The sequence below is a fragment of the Streptomonospora alba genome (assembly GCF_000826685.1).
GTDB lineage: Bacteria > Actinomycetota > Actinomycetes > Streptosporangiales > Streptosporangiaceae > Streptomonospora > Streptomonospora alba.
On the sequence record NZ_JROO01000005.1, the window covers coordinates 84,621 to 111,042 of the forward strand.

The following is a 26,422-nucleotide window of genomic DNA, read 5'->3' on the forward strand; positions in this document are numbered from 1 at the left end:
CTCGCCCGGGCGGCGGTTCGGGCGGCTCGTGTCCGCACGGCCCGCGACGGATCGGGGCCCGGTTCGGCGCCGCGCCTCCTGCTACGACGGATTGACGCCGAACATGCGCCTGTAGGAGAGCTCACCGCCGAGCCACCCCGAATAACCGAGGATCGCTGTGCTGAGCGCCGAAAGTATCAGCCCCGTCGGCAGCACCGCGCCTTCCGGATCGGGAACCCTCAGCAGAAACGAGACCAGGAGCAGAACCAGCACGACACCGTTGGCGGCTCCGTGCCGCAACGCCGCAGCGCTCTTGCGGATCTTCTGGATTCCGATGAAGTCCACGAAACCGGGCACGGCTGCCGCCAGGCCGCTGAAGAGGCCGCCGCCGACCAGCCACAGTCCGGCCAGGGCCCAGGCCCGGGACCCTTCGGCCAAATACCCGATGTCCGCGGCCAACGCGGCGATGACCAGGCCGATCGGCAGCGCGATCAGCATCGGATGAATGGGGTGCCCCTTGATCGCCGCACGGCTGGGCGTCGGCTCGTGACTCATTGATCCCTCCTCCCGTGCAGAAGCGCCCCTACCCGCGAAGCCGAAAGCGCTAACCGGACACGGAGCGACTGCGGCGCGGCCGTCGAGCGGCGGGCGCGGCGCCCGGGGTCCGCGCTTCGGGGTCGGGCACCCGCACGGCCTTGACGAGCAACCACGCGATGAACGCGAGTTCCGCGACCGCCGCGGGGGTCATGGCGAACGGTGAGACCGCCGCGCCGAAGCCGGGGGCGAGGAGGCGCGCGAACACGTCCGTGAGGTGGCCGAGGCATCCGATGACCAGCAGGACTCCCAGCACCTTGGGGAAGTGGCCCGACTTGACGACCAGGTAGCCCAGCGGCAGCAGCCACAGGCCGAAGTACGTCTGGGCGATGAGGTACCCGTCGTGGTACATGTCGGCGAACAGCATGGCCAGTCCGTCGGAACCGGCCGGCCCGAGTGCGCCGGCGGGGCCCCGGCCTGTGGCGGCTATCAGGCCGGCGCTCTGGTTGAGCAGGTTCAGGCTCTGGATCGCGACGCTGACCGCGACGAAGGTGAGCATCGCGAGGGCCGCCGCCCTGCTGACGTGCTTGAGCAGCCGGTACAGGACCATGGCCGTCAGCAGGAAGCACACGGCGCCCACCAACTCGCTGACGAAGCCGATGCGGAACAGGGCGGCCGAGGCCCGGATGTTGGCGGCCGTGGTCTCCGCGTCCCCCGGCTCGACGATGCGGGTGTTCACCACTCCGGCGAACACGGTGAACACGGCGACGAGCAGGTACAGCGAGCCCGCGAGCCTCGCGAGCGTCTTCGGTGCGGTCATGGCGGAACCTCCCCGGTCTGCTGAGGGCCCGACGGGATGCCGAGCCGACCGCTCGGTTCCGGACCGGGCGCTCACGCCGGGCCGTCGGCGTCGGTGCGGGCATAGGCGAGGGCGGACGGGGTCAGCCGTCCGACGATGGCCGGGGCCTCGCGGACGAGTGCGTCGTCCTCCACCGCCTCGACCATGAACCGGGCGTAGTCCACGCGGCGGGTCAGGCTGCTCTCCAGCACGGGGTCCCCCACGTGCCTGCTCCACACCGGAAGGCCCTGGCCGTCCCCCTCCTCCAGGTCGCTGCCGCGCACGACCGTCCACCTGGTGGCGCTGGCGAAGACCCGCCGGCACGCCTCCACCTGGTCGTCGACGTCCACGACCCGGGCGAGCTTCGCCAACCGCCCGAGCACGGCCGCGTAGGCCGTGAACCTGCGGCTGTAGACGTCCTCGCCGTCGCGGGTGATGTGCCAGCCGCAGGAGAACACCAACCGGGCACCCGGACGCGCGTGGTCGAGCACGGCCTGGGCGGTGCCGGAGGCGTAATGGTGCACCCCCCACGGCACCAGCACCGTGAGCACGGCGTCGCATCCGTGCACCGCCCGCGCGACGACGGCGTCGGAATCGGTCGCCCCTGGGACGACCGTGATCCGCCCTTCGAACGCGGCGAGCTTGTGCACGCTCTGCTCGCGGCACACCCCCACGACCTCGTACCCGCGGTCCAACGCGTGCTGCACCATGTAGCGCCCGAGCTTGCCGGACGCGCCGACGATGCACATCCGCTTGCCTGCTCCCGGCCTCTCGGCCCCGTCCGCACCGGTCGGTTCCATCACTCTCTCCTCGGATCGCGCCTCTCTTACGCCGTAAGGTACAGCCTTGCGGTGTAAGGTTGTCAAGCAGCGTCGTCGATCCGGATAGGAGAAGAAGCCTGGTGACCACGGAGCCGACCGAAACGACGCGCCGCAATCCGCTCAGCAGGGAGAAGGTGCTTCAGGCGGCCGTCGCGCTGGCGGACGAGTCAGGCACGGGTGTGCCGAGCATGCGCACGCTGGCCAAGCGGCTCGGCGTCGAGGCCATGTCGCTGTACCACCACTTCCGCAACAAGAGCGCGCTCCTGGACGGCATGGTCGACAGCGTCTTCGCCGAGGTCGAACTCCCGTCGAACGACGCCGACTGGCAGACCGCGATGCGCCGCCGGTCGGCCTCGATGCGCGACGCGCTGACCCGCCACCCGTGGGCGATCACCCTGATGGACTCGCGGACCAGCCCGGGCCGTGCGACTCTGCGCCACCACAACGCGGTGATCGGCTGCCTGCGCTCGGGCGGCTTCTCGGTCGCCGGCACCGCACACGCGCTCTCGGTACTGGACGGCTACATCTACGGCTTCACGCTCCAGCAGCTCAGCCTGCCCTTCGAGCCGCCCGCCGACCTCGAAGGCGTGGGGGGCGCCATCCTGGAGAATCTGCCTCGCGACGAGTTCCCGCACCTCGCGGAGATGATCGCCGACCTGGCTCTACAGCCCGGTTACGCCTACACCGAAGAGTTCGACGTCGGACTCGACCTGGTCCTCGACGGACTGGAGCGCGAGCGCGACCGCTGGACGTGACCCGGCGAACGCCGAGAACGGCGGGGACAGCCGGTCGGCCGGTCGGCTGCCGGGCCACCCGGCAGCCGCCTCAGCCGCCCCCCGGGCCGCCCCGCCCAGCGAATCGACGTAGTGGGCGCCGAGGAAACCCGCCAACTGGAGCCGACGCTCGCCCCTCGGGCCGTGTCTGTCTCTGCAAAGTACTTTGTGATACAAATTGCTTGGCACTTCAGAACGACTTTGGGAGACGGCGTGATGACAGCGGAGGACAACGGGCGCCCCACCGAGGACGCGCCGTTCGATCCGGCCGAGACGCGCGAGCTCATCGAGCGGCAGCGCGACGCGGCCGCGAATGAGCTGGCGCCCGACTGGCGGCTGCTCTTCGCCGTGTGGGGCCTGGCCCTACTCGTCGGATACGGCGGTCTCTACCTGCAGCGCACCGTGCTCTCGGGAGTGCCGCCCGCGGTCGCGGGAGTCGTGATGTTCCTGGCGCTGCTGGCGGCGCTCACCGTCACCACCCGCCACGACATCCGCCTCAACCGCGGCCTGCGCGGTCCCTCCGCGCTGGCCGGCGCGCGAATCGGGTGGGCTTACGTGGCCGGCTTCGCCCTCGTCGGTGTGCTCGCGTGGAGCCTGTACCGGGGCGGTGCCTCCGCCCCGCTCGTCTGGCTCGCCTTCGCCGGGCTTTCGCTGCTGGTCATCGGACTGGTCCACATGGTCTCGGCGGCCTGGGACCACGATCGACTGCGCTTCGGACTGGGCGCATGGATCCTGGCCGCCGACGCACTGGCGCTCCTGGTCGGCATGCCGCACGCCTACCTCGTGCTCGCCCTCGGAGGAGGCGGCGGGTTCCTCGCCGCCGCGGCCGCGCTGAGCCTCCGCCGTCCCTCCCGCTCGCGGCGGGCCTAAGTCGAGACGGTCGGGTGAAAAGCAGTGAATCCTCTACCGGATCTCAATCCCGTCATCCACGCACAAGGGCGTCTGCGAGTGATGGTCACCCTGCAGGCGCTGCCGCCCGGTGACCAGCTCTCCTTCTCCCGGCTGCGCGAGATCCTCGGCATGACCTCCGGAAACCTCTCGGTGCACATCCGCAAACTCGAAGAGGCCGAGTACGTGCACAGCGTCAAGACCTACGAACGCCGCAGCCCCATCACCTACTTCTCACTGACCCCCCAGGGCCGCCACGCCCTGGAGGAGTACGTCCAAGCGCTACAGGCTCTCCTGGGCGCCAACGATCCCGATACAGACACCGCCGACACCCCTCCCGGAGGCGCCCGGTGACCCCTCCCCTTGCCCGGCTGATGAACGTGTCCCGCCGTTACGGGACCGCGCTGGCGCTGGACCGCGTCAGCCTCGACATCGAACCCGGAGCCGTTCTCGGGCTGCTCGGCCCCAACGGCGCCGGCAAGTCCACCCTGATCAACCTGGTGTGCGGACTGCGCCGCCCCAGCGAAGGGCATGTCGAACTGCTCGGCGGCTCCCCGCAGGATCCCCGGCGCCGCCGGGGCCTGGGGATGACCCCGCAGCAGACCGGCCTGCCCGAGACCCTGCGGGTCCGGGAGGTGATCGACTTCGTCTCACGCCACTACCCCGACCCGCTTCCGGCCGCCGACCTGCTGGAGCGATTCGGCCTCATCGGCCTGGAGAAGCGCCAGACCGGCAGCCTTTCCGGCGGGCAGCAGCGCCGCCTCGCCGTGGGTCTGGCCTTTCTGGGACAACCCGAACTCGTGGTGCTCGACGAGCCCACCACCGGACTGGACGTCTCGGCCCGCCGCGCCGTGTGGGAGGGCGTCCGCTCCTACATCGGCAGCGGCGGCACGATCCTGCTGACCAGCCACTACATGGAGGAGATGGAGGCGCTCTCCGAGCGCATCGTGGTGCTCAAGCGCGGGCGGGTGGTCGCCGACGGCACCCCGCAGGAGGTCACCGAGGCCGCCTCCCGCCAGTCCGTCAGCTTCCGCGCCGAGGAGGTGCCCGAGCTGGAGGGCGTCGTGGCCCGTGAGTACCGGGGCGACCGCCGAATCCTCTACACCGACGACACCGACGCGCTCGTACGCGACCTCGTGCGCAGCGGGGCCGCGTTCAGCGGACTGGACATCCACCGCCCCAGCCTGGAAGAGGCGTTCCTGGAGATCGAGGCCGAATCCACCCCGGCCGACGAGGCGCCCGGCGCCCCGGCCGAGTCCGCCGCCGACCCCGCGGAGGCTTCCCGATGACACTCGCCGTGCAGCACGCCCGCCTGCTCTTCCTGGAGACCGCCCGCGTCCCCATCGCCCTGGGCTTCAACGTCGCCTTCCCGACCGTGCTGATGCTGTTCTTCGTCGTTCCCAACGGGGCGATCGCCGACGACCCGCGGGCGGCCACCCTGGCGACGGCGCAGATCACCGTCTTCGCCGTGATGAACGCCTGCCTGCTGAACTTCGGTGTCGGCGTGGCCGAGGAGCGCGCCCGCGCCTGGGACCCCTACCTGCGCACGCTGCCGGCCGGTCCGGCGCCGCGCATGGCAGGGCGGCTGCTCAACGGATTCGCCTACATCCTGCTGGCCGTCATCCCCGTCGCGGTGCTGGCTCCGCTGCTGACCGAGGCACAGCTCCCGCCCTCCGCGGCGGCCCTGGCTCTGCCGGTGATCATGCTCGCCTCGCTACCGTTCCTCTTCGGCGGGTTCGCGATCGGCTTCAGCATGTCGATCAAGGGCGCGCTGCCCGCGGCCCAGGCGATCATGTTCCCGATGGCCTTCGCGGGCGGGCTGTTCCTACCCCCCGATACCTTCCCCGCCTGGTTGGACACCGCTTCGCATGCGCTGCCCACGCGGGCCGCCCGGGAACTGTCGGTGTGGGCGGTCAGCGACGCGTCCGTCTCGCCGGCGGCGCTGCCCGTGCTGGGCGGCTGGACCCTCGCCACCGCGGTGCTGGCGGTGTGGGCCTACCGACGCGACGAGGGCCGGCGTTTCCGCTGATCGGCGGGGGTCCGCCGCCCGGGGCCGAGCGCATTCACCCGCACGGCGGATAACGGTTCCCTACACCCCTCGGACCACTTTCTCCACCATGATTGCATACACCCACGCGTGGGCCTATCGTAGGCCACCTGGATGATCACTCCACCACTCGCCAAGGGCAATCGAATCCAGTGCTTGAACGTTGAGCGAATACCGGGTCTCCCGACAATGAACCGCCCGCCCCCAACGGGCTCGAGTAACAATTGAATTCAGAATCGGGCGGACCAGGCGCGCTGAATCGACCGGCGTGAGTGGTGACCCCTACCATTCCCACGCGGGAGGACCGCGACACCCTGGCGGTCTCCTCCTGTCCACCGCACCTACTGTCGCGTGTGGAGAGCGCAACACCGAAGCCCGCGTGCCCCCTACATGGCCCCGGGCGGATATCGATCGAGCGAAAGGGTCCTACGTGGGCGCAACGCGGGTGAATGCAGAAACCACCGCTCCGACATCCGGTCCCGGCTGCCCGTGGCAACGAATCAGCCGTTTACTCTCCGAAGGCGGAGACGGCCCGCCCGCACAGGCGAATTGACACGCCGCATGCGCGATTCCGAATCCCCCATCACCCTGACCATCGCCAACCATTATTCCCTGAGCCGCGCCGCTTGGCACGGGATGCTCGCAGCCCAGGCCGGGTTCGAGGTCGTCGCCGAGGTGAGCTGCCCGGTAAACATCAACCGGACCGCGCGCGGCGCGAACCAGGACATCCTATTAACCGACCTCTGCTTCCAGGGCGTGCATCCGTTCGAGGAGATCTCCCGTGCGAGTGCACACACCCGGGTCGTGGTGATCAGTCGTCATGAGGAGACCGATCTGGTCCGCGAGGCGGTGCGCTCCGGAGCGCACGCCTACCTGCCGCAGACCTCCAGCCTCGACGAACTGCTCGCCGCGCTGCGGGCGGTGGCGGACGGCGTCCCGTACATGCACCACAGTATCGGCGGCAAGCTCGCCGGCGGCAGTTGCGACCCCACCACCGAGCGGGAACGCGCGGTGATCCGGCTTCTCGCCAGCGGGCACACCACCGAGGAGGCCGGTTCGATACTGCACGTCAGCACGCGCACGATCGAAGGAGACCGGGCCGCGCTCCGCGAGAAGCTGGGGCTGCAGACACGGGCCGAGCTGTTCTACTACGCCCGCGACCACGGCTACCTGCTGGGCTGCCCCGGCGAGCGGACCCCCGGCCCCTGACACTCGTCGATCTTGTAGCTACCGTCACACCAAGACGTTTTCACTCACGGTAGGTACAAGATCAACGGTGGCGGGGGCGCGGGGATCGCGGGCCTCCCGGGGCCGACGGGGATCCGGAAGGCCCGCTTCAGGTACTCGCGGGAGGTGCTAGGTGGAGCAGACCGAGCAGCACGAACACACCGCGCAGCACGAGCACGACTCGCACGAGCTGGAGCCCGACGAAGCTCCGGTCTCGGGCAGAGCGACCGCGTCGCGCACGGTGGCCACCTCGACCGAGTCGAACGACAGGTCACCCAGGTCCAGGTCACCGAAGTCGACCGCGGGAGCCTTGTCCATTCTTGTTCACCTCCTCCCGGGGGGACGGTGAAGTTTCGGGGCCGCGGCCCTCGAGGAGCCCGCAGGCGCTCAAGGGCCACGGCGTGCGTGGCGTCGGCTTAGGTGGAGCAGACCGAGCAGCAGGAGCACCCGACGCAGCACGAGCACGAGTCGCACGAGCTGGAGCCCGACGAAGCTCCGGTCTCGGGCAGAGCGACCGCGTCGCGCACGGTGGCCACCTCGACCGAGTCGAACGACAGGTCGCCCAGGTCCAGGTCACCGAAGTCGACCGTGGGAGCCTTGTTCATGATTGTTTCTCCTTCTTCTCACCAACCGGATCGAGACACGATCGGCCGTGGTCCCCGGAAGGGGGACACACTCCGGGGACCACGGCTCACCCCACTCAGGTGGAGCAGACCGAGCAGCAGGAGCACCCGACGCAGCACGAGCACGAGTCGCACGAGCTGGACGCCGACGAAGCTCCGGTCTCGGGCAGAGCGACCGCGTCGCGGACCGTGGCGACCTCGACCGAGTCGAACGACAGGTCGCCCAGGTCCAGGTCACCGAAGTCGACCGTCTGAGTCTTGTCCATGGAAATTCACCTCCTTTCCGGGATAGCGGTGTGCTGGGCAGCCGGGAGCGGGTCGCGGCCCTCTCCCGGGGTCATGGAGGCGCCCGGCGGCTGCCGGGCGCGGTGGAGGAAACCGGCGAGCTCACCGCGGCCGACGCCGTCGAGCAGGCCGGTGCTTCCCCACACCAGGTGTGTACGGTCGGCGGCCTCTTCCACCGCGGTGCGGTCCAGACCCAGTCGCCCCAGATCGGTGGGCAGCCCCCACTCGCCCAGCCGAAGGGCCAGCGCGCCCGGCAGGTCGGCGTGGGCGTCGGGGCCGAGTTCGGCGGCGAGGGCATCAGCCAACCTGGCGAGCCGTTCGGACCCGCCCCACCGGGCGCCGACTCCGCCCGCGACGGCCTCGGCGGCCTCGGCGAGGTAGGCCGGAAGCAGCGCGGCCATCGCCGGCCCCTTGGCGGTGCCCGCCAGGTCGGCGACGGCGTCCTGCAGGTACCAGAGCACGTGTCCCCACGGCGAGCGGCCCAGACCCTCCAGACGGGTGGCCGAGACCGACACCAGCCACGCGAGGTCCGTGCGAGCGCGCTCGGATTCCGGGAAGCGGCACGCGGCCGATACCGCGCGCAGGCAGTGCGCGGCCAGCGCCTCGGCCAGCGCGTCGGTGACGGGAAGCGCGTCGTCGGAGGCCAGATAGGGGCAGATGATGCGGCACAGGGTCTCCACACCGCCCTCGGCCAGCCGCGCGGTGGGCAGAGTCGCCGTCAGCGCCGGGTCGATGAGCGCGGTGGAGGGTGCGAGCAGCCCCGAGGCCAGCAGCCGCTTCCGGCCCGCGTGGCGCAGCGCGGCGACGCCGTTCAGCTCCGACCCGGTGGCGGCGGTGCTGGGTGCCAGCAGCGTCGGCAGTCCCGGACGGAGGCGATCCTCCTCCGGCCCGTCCAGCTCGACCACGCCCTGCCGGTCCCACCGCGGGTCGTCGAGAAGGCCCGGGTTAGTGGCGGCGAGGGCCGCGATCTTGGCCGCGTCCATGGCGCTGCCGCCGCCCACCGCCAGCACGGCGTCGGATCCGCTGCGGCCCACGGCCGCGGCGAGTTCACGTACCGACTCCATCGTGGGCGGCCCCGCGAACTCGTGGACGGCGACCGGCGCCACGCCGTGGGCGGCCATCCCCGCCAGCGCGTCCGCCGCCGCCGGAAGTTGCGCCACGTGCGCGTCCACGACGGCCGTGACGGCGCTTCCCAGCGCCGCCGCCTCGGGGCCGACGCCGTCCAGGGCGCCCGACCCGCACACCGTGCGCGTGGGCACCTGCCAGACGAAACCCCGCTCGGGCGCGTTCATCGCAGGTCCAGTTCGTCGAAGACGCGGGCGGCGGCCTCGGCGATGGTGCCGATGTCGTCCTCGGTGACCACCAGCGGCGGCAGCAGGCCGAACCCCCGCTCGGAGGGGTGCACGATCACTCCCAGGGATCGGAAGCGCTCGACGACCGCGTTCACCTCGTCCATGCCGGGCAGACCGCCGCTGCCCTGCAGGTGCACGCCGAGCATGAGACCGCGCCCCACCGGCTCGCGCGCCTGGCCGCGGGCGCGCGGCAGCGCGTCGGTGATCGCGGCGGACAGCTCGGCTCCCAGCCGGGCGGCGCGGGCGACGAGCTTGTCGTCCTCGATGACCTCCAGAGTGGCGAGCGCGGCGGCGCAGGCCAGCGGGTTGCCCGCCTGGGTCTCGCCGGTGAGCAGGGACGCCTCTCGCTCCTGGAACGCCGACCAGACGCGTTCGTGCACCAGTACCGCCGACAGCGGCAGGTAGCCGCTGTTGATGCCTTTGGACAGCACCACCAGATCGGGTTCCAGGCCGAACTGCTCCGAGCAGAACATGGTGCCGGTGCGGCCGAACCCGGTCGCCACCTCGTCGGCGATGAGCAGGATGTCGCGGGAGCGGCACAGCTCGCCCAGGCCGGTGAAGAAGTCCTGGTGGGGCACGAGCACGCCGGCCGAGCCCAGGATCGGTTCCACGATCACGGCGGCGAGGCCGTCGGCCCGTTCACGCAGGCGCTCCAGCGCCGCCGCGGCGGTCTCGGCGTCCAGGGGGGTGGGGACGTGTACGACCGTGCTGCGGTCCACCGCGTACTCGTCCTGGCCCAGGTCCTCCCCGGTCACCGAGAGCGCTCCGTAGAGCGTGCCGTGGTAGGAGTCGGCCAGCGCACCCACGCTCGCTCGGCCGGGCCGTCCGACCAGGCGCTGGTAGCGGCGCGCGAGTTTCAGGGCGGCGTCCACCCCGCTGGCGCCGGAGGTCCCGTAGAAGACGCGGGTCAGCCCGGAGGCGGGCGCCAGTTCGACGAGCCGGCGCGCCAGCTGCAGCGCCGGCTCGTGGGCGAAGCGGAAGAGGGTGCCGTAGGGCAGCGAGTCGAGCTGCTCGCGGATCGCGTCCCCGATGCGGGGTTCGTCGAACCCGCAGTGGACGTTCCACAGCGCGGCGTTCGCGCTGAGGTACTCGGTGCCCTCCTCGTCGAACAGGCGGGCGCCGGAACCGCCGGTGATGGTCACCGGCGCCTTCAGGTAGCTCGCCATGGGGGTCATCGGGTGCCACAGCGGATACTCGGCGCCTGCGCCGTGGTGGGGGATCATGTTCGATGGTCTCCGTCCGTACTACGGGTGGTGGGCTGCGTCGCGGGCGGGATCGGGGCCGCGGGTCACGCGCGCCAGCGCGGCGGCGGCGTGCTCCAGGGCCGCCGACGCCTGGGACGCCGGCATGGAGTGGTGGCGGACCAGGTGGTCGGCGGCGCCGACGCCCAGGTCCAGGCGCAGCTCGATGAGCGCGGCCAGCGGCGTCGGCAGCGTGGCCCAGGTACCCGAGCTCCGGTGGTGCAGCAGGTGGGCGCCGCCGTCGCGCAGCATCACCAGGCCGTCGGGCCAGCGGGGCGCGGGGGCGGCGGTGTGGCCGAGTGGGCCGCCGAGGCCGCTGACGGCCGGCGGGGCTTGGGGAAGGTCCCGGTTCGCGGACTCGGGCGCCGGGTGCTCGCCACGTGCCGCGGCCGTGCGCAGTGCAGCCGCCGAGCGCGCTGCGTCCACGACCCGGCCCAGCCAGGGGCGGGGACGGGGTGCCGCCCACGTGCTCGGCAGGCAGGCGCATCCCGGACCGGTGTGCTCGCGCAGCGCCGCCCTGAGCGCTTCCAGCGGATCGCCGACCTTGCCCAGCACCGGGCCGTGCGGGCCGCCGCGCACCCGGCCGCCGGGGTCGACGTAGAGCCGCCGCCCGCGCGCCGCGGGGCACTCGCCCAGACCGAGGCGGCACAGTCCGGCGAGCGTCGATCCGGGGTTGGACAGCCGCTGGGCGAGCACGCCCTCGTGCCACGCCGCGTCGGCGTCGGCGAGCAGGGCGTCGCGATCGTCCTCCGTGCGGACCAGCAGCACTCCGCTGCCCCGGCCGTCGTCGGCGGCGTAGTCGCGCACCGGGCCCGCGGCGTCGGCGGGCACCGGCCGGGGGTGCACGGGCGTCTGCGCGCCTTCGGGGGGCACCAGGACGGTACCGCCCGCGGCGACCACGTCGGCGACCCATCCGGTGTGTGCCGCGACCGGGTCGCTGTGCTCCCACCACAGGTCGTGCGCCCCGGCGCCGATGGCCGAGTCGCGGTACCCGCCGGCGAGGGCCCGGCGGGCCTGCGCGCGCTGGGTCCGGCGGTGGCGGCGCAGTTCGGCGGCCGGAACGGCGTGCGGCGGCACGCCGCCGAAGGCGCCGCGGGCGGCGAGTCCCGCCAGGCCGCCTCCGGGCAGGGCGGCCCGGGCGTCGGGGCAGGCCCGCAGCAGCCGGCCCACCGCGGCGGCGCTGTCGGGGGTGTCGGGGACGGAGATCTCCACGGAGCAGTGCAGGCCGGCGGCGGTCGCCGCGCTCAGCGCCGCCCGCAGGATTCGCTCCTCGCCCGGGCCGGCTTCGGCGGTCAGCAGGATTCGCGTGATACCGGCCGCGGCCAGGTGCTCGGCAGCTGAGGAGGACAGCGCACCGGTGCGCAGCCGGGGCCGCAGCCGCAGTCCCGCCCGTACCAGCCGCTCGCCGAGGGAACCGATCCCGGCGGCCAGACGCTCGTCGGCGACCGCGGTCTGCTCCTGTGCGGGGCCGGGGTGCAGTTCGATCTCGGCCGGGCGTGTCGAGCGGCGGGCAAGCAGTTCCAGGTCGGCCAGGGTGTCGGCGGGGTGCTGTACCCGCACACCGGCGACGGCGGCCTGGGCGGGGGCGAGTACGCGGGTCGCGTAGGGGGAGGCGCCGGGGGCGGGCTCCAGGCCGGTGGCGCGAGCGAGCGCACCGGCCAGTTCGTCCGGAGCGCACACGCGGACCTCGCAACCGTGCAGCCGCTCGGCGAGCAGCGCGGCGAGCCGTTCGTCGGTGCGGTCGGCCGCCAGTACGACCGAGTCGGGTGCGCCGCGCTGCAAAGCGCGCGCCCACTCCCCCAGCGGGCCGGTGAAGGCCGCGGTGTGCAGGTGCGCCCGCGCGCCGGCGGCGGCCTGGCCGGCCAGGCACTCGGCGGCCGCGAGGTCCGCGGCGGCGCCGATCCGTCCGTCGGTGTCGGTGCGCAGGCGGAGCGCGCGCACACTGGGCCGCGTCTTCGGGGTCACGCGATCCCCCCTTCGGCCGCGGGCTCCTGCTGAGGGCCCTGCTCCTCGGCCGCCGCGTCGCCGCGCACCGCCGGAGTCCGCGTCGCGGCGAGTGTGGCGGCCAGGGAGAGCACCATCGCGGCGGCGAAGGCCACCACGGTGGCCGCCGGCAGGAACAGGCCCAATCCGAGGAAGATCAGCGGTGCGATCCGGGTGGTGAAGAAGCGCCGCCGCTCGTCTCGCACGCCCGAGGCGCGTTCGGCGGCGATCCCGGTGGCCGTGGCCGCCGCGCACAGCAGCAGTGCCCAGGCCACGCCGCCCGGGCCCGAGGCGACCGGCGGCGCCGCCAGGCTGTCCAGCCCGGCGAACGCGGCCGCGCCGGCGGCTTCACCGGTGCGGCTCCACACGACGATGACCAGCACGGCGGCGACCTGCAGCAGCGCGGCGGCGCGGCCGACGGCGGCCTCGGCGGGCCGACGAAGGCCGCGCTCGCGCAACTCCCACTCGGCGCGGGCCGCCGCGTCCTTGCGTCCGAGCGGCTCGTGCTCGGCGGCGTTCGCCGCGAGCAGCCGGGTGCGGACGATCCCCGCAGCGGCCGAGCGCACCAGCAGCGGCCATAGCGGCAGCCGCCAGGCCGTGCCCACCAGCAGCACGGCGAGCCCCCACGAGGCGCCGCCGAGCCACGGCTCGCCCAGCCGCGCGAAGGGCGCGAGCACCCACTGCGTGGCCGCGCCCGCCGCTGTCGGCAACGCCGCGATCATCTCCATGGGGCTCCTCCTCTCTCTGCGGCCCCGCCGATCGCAGTGGATCGGCGGGTCGGGGGCTGCGGCGGGCCGGGACCCGCTGCGGCTATCGGTGCGGGACGCGTCAGCGGCGGGGTTCCCAGCGCAGCAGCTTCAGCGTGAACAGCAGGCCGGCCGCGCCCCAGGCCGTCACGACCGCCAGAGCCTGCAGGTCCACCGCGAGCCCGGTGGCGCCGGGGTCGAAGGCGGTGCGCACCAGGTCGGCCATCGGCGCGAACGGCAGCAGGTCGACGACGGTTTGCAGCGGCCCGGGCAGGTCGACCGGGAAGAACACGCCGGAGAGGAACAGCAGCGGGAACAGGGTCGCGGTGCCGATCACCACGCCGCCCTCGAGCGTGGGGATGAACCGGCTCAGCCCCATGCCCAGTGCCGCCGACGTGAAGCAGCAGACGAAGAAGGACAGGAGCAGGCCGGGCACCGCGAGCGGACGGATCTCCAGGCCGAATGCCGCCATCGAGATCGCGATCATCAGCAGCACCGACGCGGCGGCCATCGTCGTGGTGACCCCGATACGGCTCATCAGGTGCAGCGTCTTGGGCATGGGTGTCTGGCGCACACGCTTGAGCACGCCCTTTTCGCGCGCCACGGTGATGCCGATGGCCATGTTGAAGTAGCCGGACGTGGTCACCACGAACACGACGATGGTGGCCGTGGTCGCGCTGACGTTGGGGATCCCGCCGACGGTCTCGCCGCTTTGCAGCAGGTTGAACATCACGTTGAAGAACAGCGGCAGGAACAGCGCCGTCACCAGCGGGAAGGGCGTGCGGGCCCCGCTGATGAGCCCGTAGCGCATGTCGTGCAGGAGCAGCGTGAGCCAGTTGCGGCTCGGGTTGGGCACCCCTTCGGGCACCGCGGGCCGCGTTCGGATGGAGGCAGCGGTCATTGGTCCTACTCCGTTGTCTGTGCGCCGGACGGTGTGGTCAGGGCGGTCTCGCGCCGGGGCTGCTGCGCGCCGACGATCGAGAGGTAGAGGTCTTCGACGTCGGGCCGGCTGACCTGCAGGTCGGGCAGCGCCCGGCCGTTCGCGCGCGCCCAGCCGGTCAGCTCGTGCAGCGCTTCGGCGGCGTCCTCGACCACCAGCGCGATCCGTCCGTCCTCCAGTCGCGCCGCGTCGGCCAGCGGGGCGGGCAGGTCGCCGGGGGCGGTGTCGTCCGCGCGGAAACCGATCCGGCTGGCCTGGTCGGCGAGCAGTTCGGCGGGAGTGCCGATGGCGGCGAGGGAGCCGTCGTAGAGCACCGCGACCCGGTCGACGAGCTGCTGGGCCTCGTCCATGTTGTGCGTCGTCAGCACGATCGTCTTGCCTGCGTCCCGCAGCGCCTCCACTACGCTCCAGGCGCGGTCGCGGGCTTGGACGTCGAAACCGGTGGTGGGCTCGTCCAGGAAGATGATGTCGGGGTCGCCCACCAGCGCCAGCGCCAGGTCGAGCCGGCGCTGCTGGCCGCCGGAGAGCCGTCCCACCAGCGAGCGCCGCTTCTCGCCCAGCCCCACCAGGTCGATCAGCTCGTCCACCGGCAGGCTGGAGCGGTAGTAGCCGCCGAAGGCCAGGATGTGCTCCCGAACGGTCAGGTACAGCTCGAAGCTGGCCTGCTGGGGCACGATGCCCAGCCGGTCGCGCAACCGGGCCCCGGCCTTGCGCGGGTCCATGCCCAGCACTCGCACCGAGCCCTGGTCGGGCACGCCGTGGCCTTCCAGGATCTCCAGCAGGGTGGTCTTGCCGGCTCCGTTGGGGCCCAGCAGGCCGAAGATCTCACCGCGGCGCACCGCGAAGCCCACCTCGCGCAGCGCGCGTACCGGCCCGAACGACTTGGACACCCCGGAGACGGTGATCGCGTCGCCGCCGTCCGGATCCGCGGCCGCCCGCGGTTCCTGCTCTGTCTGCGGGATCATTGACTGGCACCTTCCGTGTGGTTGTGCTGCGTTGCACCGGCGGGGCGACCGCCGACCGGGAGCATGTAGCCCAGGACCTCGTCGTAGCCGTCGAACTGCACCAGCTCGCAGGCCGCGTCGTCGAAGAACCCCCCGACCGGGGCGGTCGCCAGCCCCAGGGCGGTCGCCACGAGCACGGTGTTCTGTGCGACGTGGCCGATTTCGAGCATCGCGAAGCGGTGGGCGCGCAGCCCGTATCCGCGGCGCATCGCGGTGATGTCGGCGCCCAGGAACAGCACGGCCGGCACCTCGGTCACGTCGATGCGCGGGTTCTCGCCGAGGAAGAACGGCGAGCTTTCCACCAGCGCCTCCGGCGGGGAGAGCTGGCCGACCTGCTGCAGCCGGTGGTTCTCCGGCAGGTACTCGTAGACGGCCGGGCGCAGCCCGGCTACGTCGTAGACGGCGACGCGTACGACCGCCGGGTAGGACATGCCGGCGCTGGGATGGGCCCGCACGCCTCTGAGGACGTGCCGCCCGTCCACCTCGGCGGGTTCGCCCCCGACATAGCCGGCTCCGTAGCCCAGCAGCGCACCGAGGTCGGCCTGGCTCAGCCGCCCCGACATGCCGGTGCGGGCGCTGCGGCGGGCGCTGATCACCTCGTGCAGGGGGCGGGCCAGCTCCGGCTCCTCGGGTACGGGGAGCTGGACCGGGTCACCGCTGGCGAACTCCAGCCCCCGCTTGAGCGGGGCGCCGGGCGCGGGACGCTGCTCGGCGAAGACGGTGGGGCGGAACTTGGACTGCTCGTGGTAAGCGCGGTCGGGGGCCTCGGCGCCGTCGGCGAAATAGTCCGACCGCTCCCCCGGCGCTGCGATCGTCAGCGAGGCCAACCAGGCGAGGTAGACCTCGTCGGATGCGCTCAGGCCGAGCCGGTTGGCGAGCATGTGCAGCTGGGAGACCATCACCGCGTCGGCCGATCCGGTCAGCTGCTCCTCTCGTTCGCGCAGCCAGGCGGTGGTGCGGGCGACGGCGGTGGACCACTGCGCGGTCGCGGCGCCGCCCTCGCCGGCGGCGTCCCGGTCGCGCCGGGCGAGCAGCCGCTCGGAGTCGGCCGTGAAGGTCGCCTCGGCGGCGGCGCGCATCGCCGCGGAGCGCTCGGCCACAACGGAGTCCAGGTAGCGCCACATCACCGCGTACTCGCGCAGCCAGCGCACGGTGTCGGCGGTGCGCTCGAACAGTCCGCGGCAGAAGGCCAGCAGCAGGTCCAGGGCGGTGCCGATGCGGGCCTGCTCGCCCGGCGCGTTGGCGATGACCGCCAGCGCCAGGGAGCTGGAGACCTCGAAGAGGTCCTCGGCCAGTCCGATCGCCTCGTCGCCGCCGTAGCGCTCGGTCTCGGGCTCGTAGACCGCTTCGACGACGGTGCCGTCGGCGTGCCAGCCCATCTCGCCGATCTCGTCGGGGCTCAGCGCGAACGCGGCGTAGAAGGTCTCCGGGTCCAGCTCCTCGCCGGCCTCGCCGCCCGCGAGGTGATCCGACAGGCGTTGGCGCAGTTCGGCGGCCGCCTGGTCGAGTGAAGCCGCGTCGGGACCGCCCAGGCGCACCCGCACGTGCGGCCCGCCGTGCCAGTAGCGGATGAAGAACCAGTTGCGCGCGAGGCCGCGCCGGCGCAGATCGCGCACGGCGGGTCCGACCGCCTGTACCAGCAGTTCGTCGGTGGCCGACTTGCCGCGGTGGCAGTAGGCGTGCACGGCGCGCCATCGGCGGCCGGGCGCCGAGGAGCGCGCGTCCCCGGCCTCCCCGGTCGCCGTGTCGGCCGCCCCGTCGGTCCGGGCATGCTGGTCTGTGGTCATGGGCGCACATCCAAGAACAGGTCGGTGAACCGGCTGGTACCCAGCAGGGCGATGTAGCCGGGCAGCTGGTCGTCGGGCAGCTCCAGCTCGGCGGCGAGCAGATCGGGGTCGAAGCTGCGGGCGGGGCGCAGGAAGGCGCCGTGCGCGCTCAGCGCGAGCCCGGCCGCCTGCGCCGCCGCGCCCAGGTCGAGCTGGGCGGTGCGCAGCCGCCGCGGCCCCCGGCGGATGAGCTGGGCATGCTGGTCCATGGTGAAGACGAGGGCCGCCGCGCAGCTGGTGACCGACATCTGCGACAGCGGGTAGCTGAACGCCCGCTGCACGGCCGCGAGACCGGGTCCGGCGCCCAGGAGGCGGGCGCGGCCGGCGCGGTCGATCTCGTACAGGCCGGGTGCGCGTTCGGCGATGCGGTCGGCCAGCAGCAGGGTGCGGATCCCGCCGTCGCCGAGCGCGGACTGGGCGCCCAGGGCGTCGGCCAGCGCCGCCGCGGCGTCGTCGAGGGCGGCGCCGGCAAGTGGTGCGGGACTGGCGGTGAAGCCCTTGTTGCCGTGGCCGGAGGAGCGCTCGAAGACCACTCGGGCCCAGCTCCTGCCGGTACCGGCACCTGGACGGGGACGGGGATCGCAGGCGGTGCGGTCGAGGGAGGCCGGAGGTGCGGCGCCCCAGGCGCGGCGGTCCGCCGCGAGAACGGGGTCCTGCGGCGCCGCGCCGGGATCGGGATCGGGATCGGCGGACGGCAGCGCGTCCTCGGCGCGCGCGGCGCCGAGTTCGACCAGGCACGCGGGCATCCATTCGCCGGCGTCGACACCGGCGGCCGCCGCCACGGCGCGGTCGGGGAAGTCCCGGCACAGCCGCACCGGCAGGCCGTAGGCGCGGGCCGATTGGACCAGCAGTTCGGCCAGGTGGCCGGCTTCGCACAGCGCCAGCGCCCAGCGCAGCTCCCGGTAGCGGGAGGGGATGCTGCGCGGGTGGCACATGATCGCCAGCACGGCGCCGCCGGCGGCGGTCACCGCGTCGGCCGGGCCGGGCGTGCCCTCCGGGGCGGCCGCGACCGGGCGCAGCCGGTGCCCGGCGGTGTCGAAGTGCCAGCCCGCCCGGTCGGCCAGCAGGAAGGTGTGGGCGGTGTAGAAGCAGTGCGCCGCCGGATATCCGCGGTGCGGGTTCACGGCGCTGCGCGCTTCGAAGCGCTGTATCCCGCTGGCCGCCAGCACCCCCAGCACCCGGCGGTGCAGCGGCAGGTCGGGCGCGGCGCGGCCGTGGGGGTAGGCGACGGTGCCGGTGTCCGTGACTGCGGCCGCGGCTCGTGCCGCGTCGTCGTCGGCGGCCGCGTCCAGGTCGCGGTGCAGCCCGCCGGGCAGCGGGACGCCGGGGCCGGGCAGCGGGCGCACCGGCACGGGGGCGCGGTCGTCGCCCTCGGTGGAGATGCCCAGGCGCATCGGCCGGGCCTGGAGATCGGCGAAGGCGAGCAGTTGCTCGTCGCTCCAGTCGGAGGCGGGTGCGGGGGCCGCGGTGGGACGGCCGGTCGGTGCGGTCATGGCCGGCCTCCTCACGGGAACGGGTGGGGCGGCAGCGCCGCGAGATCGGGGACGGGATCCGCGGGCGAGCGGTAGCCGAGCGCCTGGGGAACCTCGCTCAGCCGCCGCAGGCCCTCGGTCCGGCGGTGCACGTGTCCGAAGGTCATCGGCAGGGCCTGGGGGACGATCACCTTCACCGTGGAGGGGGCGTCGGGGGTGCACCGGTCGGTCTGGTCGACCACGATCGGGTCGAGCCCCGCGGCGCCGCAGGCTCCCAGCACCTCTCGCAGGGAGTCGGTGAGGTCCTCGCGCCGCCAACGGGCGCGCCAGTCGCCGTAGGCCTCGGCCAACGAGACGCCCTTCGCCTCGGTGTCCAGGAACGACCACCACGAGCGGGTCTCGGGAAGGTTGTAGAGCACGGTGTGCTGGCGCAGCGTCCGGATGCGGGTCGGATCCTCCAGCAGCGCGCGGGCGTCGGCCTCGAACTCCGCGCGCTCGGCGTCGGGGGTGCGCGCCCGCACCACCGCGTTGGTGACCGCCTCGCTGGCGGCCGAGGCGGCGGCGCGGCGGGGGTCGCAGTGGGCGCCGGCGGCGAAGAAGGCCACCGGGCCGGCGTCGTCGTCGCGCACGACCACGCTCAGCACCGCGGGGACTCCGATCTCGCTGGCGATGTCGAACAGGTGCAGCCGGTAGCCCAGGCTGCGCAGGGTGGCGCGCATACCGCGCAGCTGCGGCACCTCGTCGTCGGCGTCCAGCCGGCGGGCCGGGCGGCGGGTGTACCAGCACAGCAGGAAGGAGTCGCGCTCGATGACCTCCAGCAGCCCGTACAGGACCGCTTCCTCGATGTTGGAGCCGATCGCGGCGCCGTTGGAGCTCTCGAACAGGAACCGGGCGCCGCGGGTGGTGCGTCGCCAGCGGTCCACGTGCCAGTAGGCGACGTGCTCGGGCACCAGGACGGGGCGCTGGGCGCCGGTCCGCCAGCCCCACACCCATTCGGTGGCGCGGTCGGGGTCGTAGGGCTGGAAGGCGAACAGCGGGTGGTCGTAGTAGGCGGGGTCGTGCAGCCCCAGTTCACGCAGGTCCACGGCCTCGGGCAGGTCGTTCTGCGCGGCGTGGACGACGGTGCGCTTGCCGTGCGGGGTGGCCGAGGCCAGTCGCTCGGCCGCCTCGTACAGGGCGACGGACTCGGCCGCGGGGTAGGCGGCGGCGCGGCCGTAGCCGCCTTCGCCGGATTCGCCGCCTGTGAGTGCGAGCTCGGCGCTGACCAGGGCGCCGGCGGAGTTGTCGGCGCGGAAGATGTGACCGACCGGGCCGTAGCGCCAGTCGTGCAGGCGTTCGCGCAGCGCCGGGCCGGGCAGCCCTTCGGGGCGGGCGCGGAAGGCGTCGGGGTCGGGCTGGGGACGGCTGCGCAGGTGGAGCCGCGCGGCCTCGGCGGAGTCGTCGGGCAGGTCGCAGCAGCCCGGGCAGCCCGGCAGCGGGTTGGCGCGGTGCACCTGGCCCGCCAGGTCGCCGCGGGCGACGTAGAGTTCGTACTCGCCCAGCAGTCCGGTGCCCAGCGCCTGGGCGGCCAGTGACGCGAGGTGGTCCAGGTGGGGCGTAGGCAGCGGCAGCGCCGGGAGTGCGCCTTCCAGCGGCTCACGGGTGAAATCCTGCTTGCGCCACAGCCGGCGGCGGCGCTCGGCGCAGACCTGGCACCCGGGCCGGTCGGGGCGCACCCAGGGGCCGACGACGCCGAGGTCGCCGATCACGCGGACGGGCAGCAGCAGGGCGCCGCGTGCGCGGATCGCGGTCTGCTCTGCCAGGTCGCGCTCGGGCTCCCAGCCTTCCCGGGCCAGGACCACGCGTTCGCCGGGTTCGACGGCGGCGTCCAGCGGGCCGCGGCCGTCCTCGCCGCCGAAGCCGGGCAGCCGATCGCGGAGCACGTCGTAGAGCAGGCCCTCGCCCAGCAGGCGGGAGACCGGTGGCGCGGCGGTGTTTTCGGCGGTCATCGGGCACTCCCCTCGTCCGCGGCGGGAACGATGCCCACCCAGCCGATGACGCCCAGGGCGTCCAGGGCGGGTTCCCCGCGCCAGCGACCGGAGGCCGCGGTCTCGCCGGGCCGGCACAGGGCCGCGAGCGCCTCGGCTGCTGCGAACGCCGGGGCGGGCGGGGCGCCGTCGGGATCGGGCGTCTCGGCGTCCTGGGCCACGGCGTCGTGCTCTTCACCGGCTTGCAGCACGGCCACGGCGTGGTCCAGAGCCGCGGCGACGGCCGGCGCGCGTTCGGGCCTTGCTGCGTAGGCGAGGACGCGGCCGCTCTTCGCGTCGGCGACCTCGGCGAGGGCGAGCAGGCCGGGTGCCGCGGCGGGCCGCAGGACGCGCGCGGTGAGGTCGGTGCCGCCGAGGACGACCGCCCGGTCCAAGGCCGCGTCGACCTCCGGTGCGGCGGCGCGGGCGGGGCGCTGGGCCGGCTGCTCCTCGACCAGGCGGGCTGCGCACTGGTCGGGGTCGGCGGCGAATCGGGCGAGTAGGCGCTGCGTTCCGTGGGCGAGCATGCCGGCGGTGTCGGTGCCGGCTGCGCTGACCGCGTGCGCCGCGTCCGCCGGCCGCGCGGCGGACGATGCGGCGTCCGTGTCGGGGAGGGGCCACAAGCGGGCGGGGGCGGCGCCCGCGAGGTGGCGCGCGGCTTCCAGCACGGCGCGGTAGCGGGCGAGGGAACCGGTGTGCGCCCAGCCGAACGCGGTGGCCGCGGAGCCGGCGTCTGCGGAGACGGCCATCGCGAAGGGGGTCTGCGGCAGTTCGCCGGGCAGGGCCGGGGCGCAGATCCCCGTGCGTTCGTCGCACAGCTCGTTGAGCCGATCGGTCCCGGTGGGGACGTGCGGCGTGTCGGCCGGCGGCTCGGCGACGCTGTCACCCGGGCGCCACAGCGGATGGGTGGTGACCTGCAGGCGCTCGGTGCCGACCGAATACGCCATGCCGTCGTACTCGGTGGAGACGCCGGTGAGGTGGTAGAAGGCCTGCAGGGCGGCGAGCCCGCCCGCCAGCCGCGCGGCGGTTTCGGGCAGCGGCGCGGGACCGGTCGGTGCGCCGCGCCCCGCCAGGCGGTTCACCAGCACGGCCAGGCCCGGGGCGTCGGCGCTGGTGCGCAGCGGGCTGACGGCGGCGCCGGCCGCCAGTTCGGCCACGCCGACCTCGGGGACACCCGACCAGGGGTCCCCGGCTCCGGGTTCGGGGCTTCCGACGACGATCCGCACCGCGGGGTCCTCGCCGGCGCCGGCGGTGACCGCGGTCCCGTACTCCTCGGCCATGGCTGCGAGTTCGACGCCGACCGGTTCGTCGGCGAGCGCGACCCGGCGCGCTCCCAGCCGCAGCAGTTCGCGGGCGGCGGCCAGGGCCACGGAGCCCCGGCCCGACACGCACACGGCCGCGCTCTGCAGCCGGGCCAGCGCCGCGACGGGGTCCGCGGCGGCCGATCCGAGGAACTCCAGGGTGCGGCGGTGGTGGGGGTGCGCGGGCATCTCCCGGTCGTCGTGCGGCGCACCGTCGCCCTCGCCCAGCAGGAAGCCGTTGCCCTCCAGCTCGTCGAGGAGCTTGCGCGCTGCGGGCCGGGCGTTCTGCGGCAGCGCATCGACCAGGGTGTCGACCTCCACGCCGCGGTGCAGGTGCGGGAACAGGGCCTTCCACAGTGTGCCCAGCGACTCCGAGCCCTGGACGACCAGGCTCTTCTGCCAGCCGACGAACAGCAGACCGTCGCTGACCGGGGCGACGTGCACCGACGGGCGCAGCCGGGTGCGGGTACCGGGGTCGCTCATTCGGCCGCCACCTCCCGCGCCGCGGAGCCGGCCGCGGTCTCCCCGGTTTCCCGGGCGTCCCGCGGGTTGAGCACGTCGCGCCAGGAGACGCCGGTGGTCGCCTGGACCGCCTCGCTCACCGCGTGGCACAGGAACAGCCGCTCCGCCGGTGAGACGTCGGCCACCAGCAGCTGGGTGTAGAGCAGGTTGACCATGAACCGGTAGGCGGCGAAGTCGCGTCCGGCCGCCGGGTCGTCGTAGGTGTACTGGCGCAGTGCCGCGTGGAACTCGCTGTACTCTCGGTCGTCGCCCACTTCCCACTTGCGGCGCAGGTGGTCGTTCATCTCGCCGGCGCGCCGGGTGTAGCCCTCGTGCAGCAGCGGGTCGATGGCCTTGGTTGCGGCAAGCTCCACCGCCCTTTCCCACAGCTGGGACAACCGGGCCGACCAGCGGGCCAGCGCCGGGTCCGCGCCGCTGTAGCCGCAGGGCCGCTGCGGGGTGGCGACCAGGTCGGCGATCAGGTTCGTGAACGCCGGGGCGACCCGCTCGTAGCGCCGGCTGAAGTCGGCGCGGGTGGCACCGTCGCGGTCGTAGTCCTGCATGTAGTCGTCGAGATGGGATTTGTAGGACAGGTAGCCGTGCGAGAGCCCGGCGTCGGGGTAGGTGGCGGCCAGCAGCACCATCAACTCGCTGGCGCCCGCCAGCCGCTGTGCCGGATCACCCGCCTCGCGCTCCAACACGCTCGCCAGCGGCTCCAGCAGCGCGTCGCAGAATGCGTCGCGCAGGTCGAGGGCGTCGGGGTCCTCGATCAGGCCGGGCGAAAGCGGCTCCTCGAACAGTTGGACGCTGTTGTCGGGCCAGATCGGTTCGTAGGGCGGGGGGACGAGCTCGGTCGTGCCCAGGTGCTCCGACAGCGCCAGGTAGTGCTCGTGGTCCAGCCGGTAGGTGGAGGGGTGGGCGGCGACGTCGGCCTCCAGCACCGGCTGTTCGGCACGCAGTCCCTCGGTGAGGCGGCCGTGGTCGGGGCCGGTCGCCACGAGCTGGACGTGCGGTCCGAACCGCCAGTGCCGGGCGAGGTGGACGTGGCTGACCCCCTCCGCGGCGCGCACGCGGCGCGCGGCCGGGATCAGCACCGCGTGCACGAACCCGCGCTTCACGGGTGCGTGGTAGGCGACCGCCAGGCTGGCGCGTGACAGCGGCATCAGTGGGCGTCCTTCCGAGGGGGATGGGCGGGGCGGTAGAACTCGGCGACGAGTTCGGCCGTGTGGCCGCCGCCGGCCACCGGCAGCGCCTGGGAGGGGGCGGGAAGCGCCTCCTCGAAGACGATCTCGGCGCCGGGCTGCTCGACGAGCAGGCGGTCCAGGTGGCGCACGTGCAAGCGGCTGAGCAAGGCCAGATATTGGGGCTTGCGGTTGCCCAGATACGAGTTGAAGTAGTCGTTGACCTTGCCGGGGTCCAGCTCGGGTGCAGGAGGGTGCAGAAAGACCTCGTCGGGCAGGCCGACGGCGGCGCGCCACTCGTTCAGGCGCACGAAGTAGTCGGCGGCTCCCTCGTCGGGCCGGGCGCGCGGGATCTGGTCGGCCGGTACGTTCCAGCGGGCGCGGGCCAACGTCAGTCCGCCGAACGTCACCCGCGGATAGTGCCGGACCGTGTCACGAGCGATCGCCGGGTCGCGGTCGGCGCTGACCTGCGGCTCGAACATCACCGATCCGCTTCCGGCGATCGCGGTGAGCGGGACCAGCCGCGACGGCAGGTAGTAGGGGATGAGGAACCCCAGGTAGAGCGGGTGCACGCGGCGGCCGGTCGCGGTGTCCGTGAGCTGGACGCGGTCGCTTCGGGGGTCGTGGCGGATGGCGAGCCGCTCCAGGGGGATGCGGTCGGAGCCGCCGCGGCGGTCGAAGTCGAGTTCGGTTTCGGCCAGCAGCGGGTGCACGTTGGCGTTGAATCCCTGAACGGGACGCAGTTCGGCGACAGTGTCGCCCCCGGGGAAGTGCGCCCGGATCGTCTCGCGCACCGCGTCGGCGATCTCGGCGGGAGCGTGGGTGAGGAAGCGGGAGAGGTAGTTGCCCCAGCCGTTGTAGATCTTGTTCAGCACCGCGCCGCCGGCCGGGCGCCCGCCCAGGGGCTGCAGGAACACGCTGTAGGAGGACGAGTAGGAGCGCACCCACTCGGGGGCCTCGCGGCGCACCCGATCGAGCACGTCGGGGCCGATCTCCACCGGGGCGGCGCTGCCGGCGGCCGAGGCTTCGCGCAGCCCGTCGACCAGTGGGGAAAGCACCGATCGGCGCAGCGCCACCAGCTCCCCGATCACCGGGTCGGTCTCGATCAGCTCGTGCTCGAACCCCTCGGTGATCTGCAGCGCGTCACCGTAGGCGGGCAGGTACAGCCCGCCCAGGGCGTCCAGGTCGGGGCACTCGCCGCCGACTCCGTACTGGGCGGTGAAGCGCTTGGCGAGGACCCGGCTGAACACGTGCTGCTCGTCGAAGATCTCCAGAATCCCCATGAGGTCGCGGCAGGACTCCAGTACCGCGGCGAAGTCCGCGGTCCCCTCCGTGACAGGGGCGGCCAGCCGGCAGTCCTCGAACCAGAGGGGCTGGGGGGCGGGGCGCTCGGCCACGTCGTCGCCGAGCAGGGCCAGTGCCTGGTCGCGGTCGTGGTGGGAGGAGCGGATCAGCGCGACGCGGCGCTCGGACTCCGCGGAGGCGAAGTCGCGCTGGGCCGCGACGATCGCGCTGAGGTGTTCGCGCACTCCGGCGGCGGCCTCGCCGCCCGGTGCCGCGGGATCGCATTCGGCCAGCCGCTCGCACATCCGCTCCAGCGGGTCGCTGACGTGCTCGTCGACCAGCGGCGCGGCCGCGAGGACGCCGCTGCCGCGCAGGCGTTCCACGAAGGCCGCGGCTGCGTCGGCGTCGGCACCCGGCACCGCCTGCTCGATGACCGCGGCCAGTTCGCCGAATGTGGCGCTCTCGTCGGGGCATTGCCGCAGCCAGCCCAGCAGCGCCGTCACGGCGGGGTTGGCGGGGGTGGTGATCTGGGCCTCGCCGTAGCGTTGGGCGATGGCGGCGGCCTCGGCTCCGAGCTGGTCGCGGTCGCCCACAGCGATGAGCTGCCCGTCCACCTGCCGCAAGCCGGCGGAGGGGTGCAGCACCAGTCCCCCGCGAGCGGCCGGCAGGCGGGCGATCCCCGCCTCCAACCGCCGCAGGAAGGCCTGGTTGATCTGCACGGTGGAGTCGATCCGCAGGCCGTCGGCCGGCTCGGCGTCCTCGGTGAGGAAGTCCACGGCGGTGTACTGGCTGTAAGGGCTGGTTTTGGCGGCCGCGCGCATGGCGTAGCGCAGCAGGCTGGCTTCGGCTTTGCGCGTCTTCTTGCCGGGTCGGGCCCACCCGCCGGTGCGGTAGCGGTGGGCGACCTCGGGCAGGAACTCGCTGGAGACGGCGAGCGAGCGGTCCAGGTACGCGTCGCCGAGCATGGCGGCGAGTTGCCTGCGTTCCTCGTTCAGCGTCTCTTCGTAGCCGGAGAGCAGTTCGCCGCGCAGCTTCTCGATGCGCGTCTGGCGGTCCAGCCAGTCGCGGATGCCGTCGGCTCCCTGAACGCCGCTGAAGACGGAGGTGTCGACGGGGTCCTTGGGCGTCCGCCCGTTGTGGATGGCCCGTCGCAGCGGCAGCACGACCGCTTGGCGCTCGGCTCGCCCGACACCGCCGCCGATCTCGTACAGCAGGTCGGACAGCTGCGGCGCCGCGGCCGCCTGCTGCCGGTGCAGCCGGCTCAGCTCGGCCAGCGGTCCGCTGTCGCCGCGGCCCCGCCGCGACCACAGGTCCGCCGCCTCGGTCAGGTTCACCCGCAGCAGCGGATGCGGGCCGACGTGGAATTCCGGGAGCTCCGAGAAATCGTCTGCCACGCGTCTAACGCTCATTCCAACTCAACGGTGATGCCCTCTCGTCGACAAGCGATCAGCCGTTCTCAATCCTTGTTCGAGGCGGCGTTGCACGTCATCGGAGAGCCCCGCAACACCGTTGCGGGTTTCCCGCATTTCCGCTACTCATTGTGCGTATACGGTTTCTGAGTGAAACGATT

At 73.3% G+C, this 26,422-nt stretch carries 24 protein-coding genes; 6 read left to right on the forward strand and 18 right to left on the reverse strand.

From position 1 onward, the window contains the following. Positions 1 to 81: 81 nt before the first annotated feature. The 3 genes from LP52_RS02620 to LP52_RS02630 form a co-directional block, all read right to left on the reverse strand. Entirely contained in the window at positions 82 to 534 is a 453-nt protein-coding gene (locus LP52_RS02620) for a DUF2231 domain-containing protein (RefSeq protein ID WP_040270435.1), read from the reverse strand. A 49-nt stretch (positions 535 to 583) separates the two neighbouring features. Beyond that, the gene (locus LP52_RS02625; RefSeq protein WP_052809341.1) at positions 584 to 1,333 is read right to left on the reverse strand and encodes a DUF4386 domain-containing protein; all 750 of its coding nucleotides are present in this window, start codon (positions 1,331 to 1,333) and stop codon (positions 584 to 586) included. Between the two features lie 71 nt (positions 1,334 to 1,404). Further along, positions 1,405 to 2,151: an NAD(P)-dependent oxidoreductase gene (locus LP52_RS02630; RefSeq protein WP_040270437.1), complete on the reverse strand. Its 747-nt coding sequence runs from the start codon at positions 2,149 to 2,151 to the stop codon at positions 1,405 to 1,407. A 101-nt stretch (positions 2,152 to 2,252) separates the two neighbouring features. On the opposite strand from LP52_RS02630, the gene LP52_RS02635 reads away from it, so the two are divergent. The 6 genes from LP52_RS02635 to LP52_RS25555 all read left to right on the forward strand — a co-directional run bounded on the left by LP52_RS02635 (position 2,253) and on the right by LP52_RS25555 (position 7,089). Continuing rightward, complete coding sequence (locus LP52_RS02635) at positions 2,253 to 2,927, forward strand: TetR/AcrR family transcriptional regulator (protein ID WP_040270440.1); 675 nt, start codon at positions 2,253 to 2,255, stop codon at positions 2,925 to 2,927. A 234-nt stretch (positions 2,928 to 3,161) separates the two neighbouring features. Beyond that, positions 3,162 to 3,815, forward strand: a complete 654-nt coding sequence (locus LP52_RS02640; RefSeq protein ID WP_052809342.1) for a hypothetical protein — start codon at positions 3,162 to 3,164, stop codon at positions 3,813 to 3,815. A 24-nt stretch (positions 3,816 to 3,839) separates the two neighbouring features. Next, the gene (locus LP52_RS02645) at positions 3,840 to 4,187 is read left to right on the forward strand and encodes a transcriptional regulator (RefSeq protein WP_202966034.1); all 348 of its coding nucleotides are present in this window, start codon (positions 3,840 to 3,842) and stop codon (positions 4,185 to 4,187) included. Further along, a complete protein-coding gene (locus LP52_RS02650; RefSeq protein ID WP_238580703.1) occupies positions 4,184 to 5,122 on the forward strand; it encodes an ABC transporter ATP-binding protein in 939 nt (312 codons plus the stop codon). Before LP52_RS02645 ends, LP52_RS02650 begins: the two co-directional genes overlap by 4 nt. Beyond that, positions 5,119 to 5,862, forward strand: a complete 744-nt coding sequence (locus tag LP52_RS02655; protein WP_040270442.1) for an ABC transporter permease — start codon at positions 5,119 to 5,121, stop codon at positions 5,860 to 5,862. Before LP52_RS02650 ends, LP52_RS02655 begins: the two co-directional genes overlap by 4 nt. A gap of 579 nt (positions 5,863 to 6,441) precedes the next feature. Then, positions 6,442 to 7,089: a response regulator transcription factor gene (locus tag LP52_RS25555; protein WP_052809345.1), complete on the forward strand. Its 648-nt coding sequence runs from the start codon at positions 6,442 to 6,444 to the stop codon at positions 7,087 to 7,089. A 147-nt stretch (positions 7,090 to 7,236) separates the two neighbouring features. On the opposite strand, the gene LP52_RS02665 is transcribed toward LP52_RS25555, so the two are convergent. From LP52_RS02665 to LP52_RS02735, 15 genes are all read right to left on the reverse strand, one after another. Next, complete coding sequence (locus LP52_RS02665; protein ID WP_040270443.1) at positions 7,237 to 7,425, reverse strand: thiazolylpeptide-type bacteriocin; 189 nt, start codon at positions 7,423 to 7,425, stop codon at positions 7,237 to 7,239. A 98-nt stretch (positions 7,426 to 7,523) separates the two neighbouring features. Continuing rightward, the gene (locus LP52_RS02670) at positions 7,524 to 7,712 is read right to left on the reverse strand and encodes a thiazolylpeptide-type bacteriocin (RefSeq protein ID WP_040270444.1); all 189 of its coding nucleotides are present in this window, start codon (positions 7,710 to 7,712) and stop codon (positions 7,524 to 7,526) included. 95 nt (positions 7,713 to 7,807) lie between these two features. After that, complete coding sequence (locus tag LP52_RS02675) at positions 7,808 to 7,996, reverse strand: thiazolylpeptide-type bacteriocin (RefSeq protein WP_040270446.1); 189 nt, start codon at positions 7,994 to 7,996, stop codon at positions 7,808 to 7,810. A 6-nt stretch (positions 7,997 to 8,002) separates the two neighbouring features. Continuing rightward, positions 8,003 to 9,307 carry an iron-containing alcohol dehydrogenase gene (locus tag LP52_RS02680; RefSeq protein ID WP_040270448.1) on the reverse strand — a complete coding sequence of 435 codons (1,305 nt, stop codon included), beginning with the start codon at positions 9,305 to 9,307 and terminating at the stop codon, positions 8,003 to 8,005. After that, on the reverse strand, positions 9,304 to 10,590 hold the full coding sequence (locus LP52_RS02685) for an aminotransferase family protein (RefSeq protein WP_052809346.1): 1,287 nt from the start codon (positions 10,588 to 10,590) through the stop codon (positions 9,304 to 9,306). The genes LP52_RS02680 and LP52_RS02685 overlap by 4 nt, the downstream gene beginning before the upstream one ends. A 21-nt stretch (positions 10,591 to 10,611) precedes the next feature. Next, a complete protein-coding gene (locus LP52_RS25560) occupies positions 10,612 to 12,573 on the reverse strand; it encodes a hypothetical protein (RefSeq protein WP_052809347.1) in 1,962 nt (653 codons plus the stop codon). After that, positions 12,570 to 13,319, reverse strand: coding sequence for a hypothetical protein (locus LP52_RS02695; RefSeq protein WP_040270450.1), 750 nt, complete (start codon positions 13,317 to 13,319; stop codon positions 12,570 to 12,572). Before LP52_RS02695 ends, LP52_RS25560 begins: the two co-directional genes overlap by 4 nt. A 100-nt stretch (positions 13,320 to 13,419) precedes the next feature. Then, a complete protein-coding gene (locus tag LP52_RS02700) occupies positions 13,420 to 14,238 on the reverse strand; it encodes an ABC transporter permease (protein WP_040270452.1) in 819 nt (272 codons plus the stop codon). A gap of 5 nt (positions 14,239 to 14,243) precedes the next feature. Then, on the reverse strand, positions 14,244 to 15,242 hold the full coding sequence (locus tag LP52_RS02705; RefSeq protein ID WP_052809348.1) for an ABC transporter ATP-binding protein: 999 nt from the start codon (positions 15,240 to 15,242) through the stop codon (positions 14,244 to 14,246). Further along, positions 15,239 to 17,068 carry a thiopeptide-type bacteriocin biosynthesis protein gene (locus LP52_RS02710; protein ID WP_040270454.1) on the reverse strand — a complete coding sequence of 610 codons (1,830 nt, stop codon included), beginning with the start codon at positions 17,066 to 17,068 and terminating at the stop codon, positions 15,239 to 15,241. Before LP52_RS02710 ends, LP52_RS02705 begins: the two co-directional genes overlap by 4 nt. After that, positions 17,065 to 18,600 (reverse strand): nitroreductase family protein, encoded by a 1,536-nt coding sequence (locus LP52_RS02715; RefSeq protein WP_040270455.1) that lies wholly within the window; start codon positions 18,598 to 18,600, stop codon positions 17,065 to 17,067. Before LP52_RS02715 ends, LP52_RS02710 begins: the two co-directional genes overlap by 4 nt. Before the next feature lie 11 nt (positions 18,601 to 18,611). Continuing rightward, positions 18,612 to 20,567 (reverse strand): TOMM precursor leader peptide-binding protein, encoded by a 1,956-nt coding sequence (locus LP52_RS02720; protein WP_052809349.1) that lies wholly within the window; start codon positions 20,565 to 20,567, stop codon positions 18,612 to 18,614. Then, on the reverse strand, positions 20,564 to 22,369 hold the full coding sequence (locus LP52_RS02725; RefSeq protein WP_040270457.1) for a hypothetical protein: 1,806 nt from the start codon (positions 22,367 to 22,369) through the stop codon (positions 20,564 to 20,566). The genes LP52_RS02720 and LP52_RS02725 overlap by 4 nt, the downstream gene beginning before the upstream one ends. Then, entirely contained in the window at positions 22,366 to 23,550 is a 1,185-nt protein-coding gene (locus LP52_RS02730; RefSeq protein WP_040270458.1) for a lantibiotic dehydratase C-terminal domain-containing protein, read from the reverse strand. Before LP52_RS02730 ends, LP52_RS02725 begins: the two co-directional genes overlap by 4 nt. Continuing rightward, a complete protein-coding gene (locus LP52_RS02735) occupies positions 23,550 to 26,246 on the reverse strand; it encodes a lantibiotic dehydratase (protein WP_040270460.1) in 2,697 nt (898 codons plus the stop codon). Before LP52_RS02735 ends, LP52_RS02730 begins: the two co-directional genes overlap by 1 nt. Positions 26,247 to 26,422: the final 176 nt, after the last annotated feature.

Excerpts from the sequence above, each read along its gene's own strand:
- LP52_RS02620 (WP_040270435.1), bottom strand. The coding sequence starts at position 534 with ATGAGTCACGAGCCGACGCCCAGCCGTGCGGCGATCAAGGGGCACCCC.
- LP52_RS02625 (WP_052809341.1), bottom strand. The coding sequence starts at position 1,333 with ATGACCGCACCGAAGACGCTCGCGAGGCTCGCGGGCTCGCTGTACCTG.
- LP52_RS02630 (WP_040270437.1), bottom strand. The coding sequence starts at position 2,151 with ATGGAACCGACCGGTGCGGACGGGGCCGAGAGGCCGGGAGCAGGCAAG.
- LP52_RS02640 (WP_052809342.1), top strand. The coding sequence starts at position 3,162 with ATGACAGCGGAGGACAACGGGCGCCCCACCGAGGACGCGCCGTTCGAT.
- LP52_RS02655 (WP_040270442.1), top strand. The coding sequence starts at position 5,119 with ATGACACTCGCCGTGCAGCACGCCCGCCTGCTCTTCCTGGAGACCGCC.
- LP52_RS25555 (WP_052809345.1), top strand. The coding sequence starts at position 6,442 with ATGCGCGATTCCGAATCCCCCATCACCCTGACCATCGCCAACCATTAT.
- LP52_RS02665 (WP_040270443.1), bottom strand. The coding sequence starts at position 7,425 with ATGGACAAGGCTCCCGCGGTCGACTTCGGTGACCTGGACCTGGGTGAC.
- LP52_RS02670 (WP_040270444.1), bottom strand. The coding sequence starts at position 7,712 with ATGAACAAGGCTCCCACGGTCGACTTCGGTGACCTGGACCTGGGCGAC.
- LP52_RS02675 (WP_040270446.1), bottom strand. The coding sequence starts at position 7,996 with ATGGACAAGACTCAGACGGTCGACTTCGGTGACCTGGACCTGGGCGAC.
- LP52_RS02680 (WP_040270448.1), bottom strand. The coding sequence starts at position 9,307 with ATGAACGCGCCCGAGCGGGGTTTCGTCTGGCAGGTGCCCACGCGCACG.
- LP52_RS02685 (WP_052809346.1), bottom strand. The coding sequence starts at position 10,590 with ATGATCCCCCACCACGGCGCAGGCGCCGAGTATCCGCTGTGGCACCCG.
- LP52_RS02695 (WP_040270450.1), bottom strand. The coding sequence starts at position 13,319 with ATGGAGATGATCGCGGCGTTGCCGACAGCGGCGGGCGCGGCCACGCAG.
- LP52_RS02700 (WP_040270452.1), bottom strand. The coding sequence starts at position 14,238 with ATGACCGCTGCCTCCATCCGAACGCGGCCCGCGGTGCCCGAAGGGGTG.
- LP52_RS02705 (WP_052809348.1), bottom strand. The coding sequence starts at position 15,242 with ATGATCCCGCAGACAGAGCAGGAACCGCGGGCGGCCGCGGATCCGGAC.
- LP52_RS02710 (WP_040270454.1), bottom strand. The coding sequence starts at position 17,068 with ATGACCACAGACCAGCATGCCCGGACCGACGGGGCGGCCGACACGGCG.
- LP52_RS02715 (WP_040270455.1), bottom strand. The coding sequence starts at position 18,600 with ATGACCGCACCGACCGGCCGTCCCACCGCGGCCCCCGCACCCGCCTCC.
- LP52_RS02720 (WP_052809349.1), bottom strand. The coding sequence starts at position 20,567 with ATGACCGCCGAAAACACCGCCGCGCCACCGGTCTCCCGCCTGCTGGGC.
- LP52_RS02725 (WP_040270457.1), bottom strand. The coding sequence starts at position 22,369 with ATGAGCGACCCCGGTACCCGCACCCGGCTGCGCCCGTCGGTGCACGTC.
- LP52_RS02730 (WP_040270458.1), bottom strand. The coding sequence starts at position 23,550 with ATGCCGCTGTCACGCGCCAGCCTGGCGGTCGCCTACCACGCACCCGTG.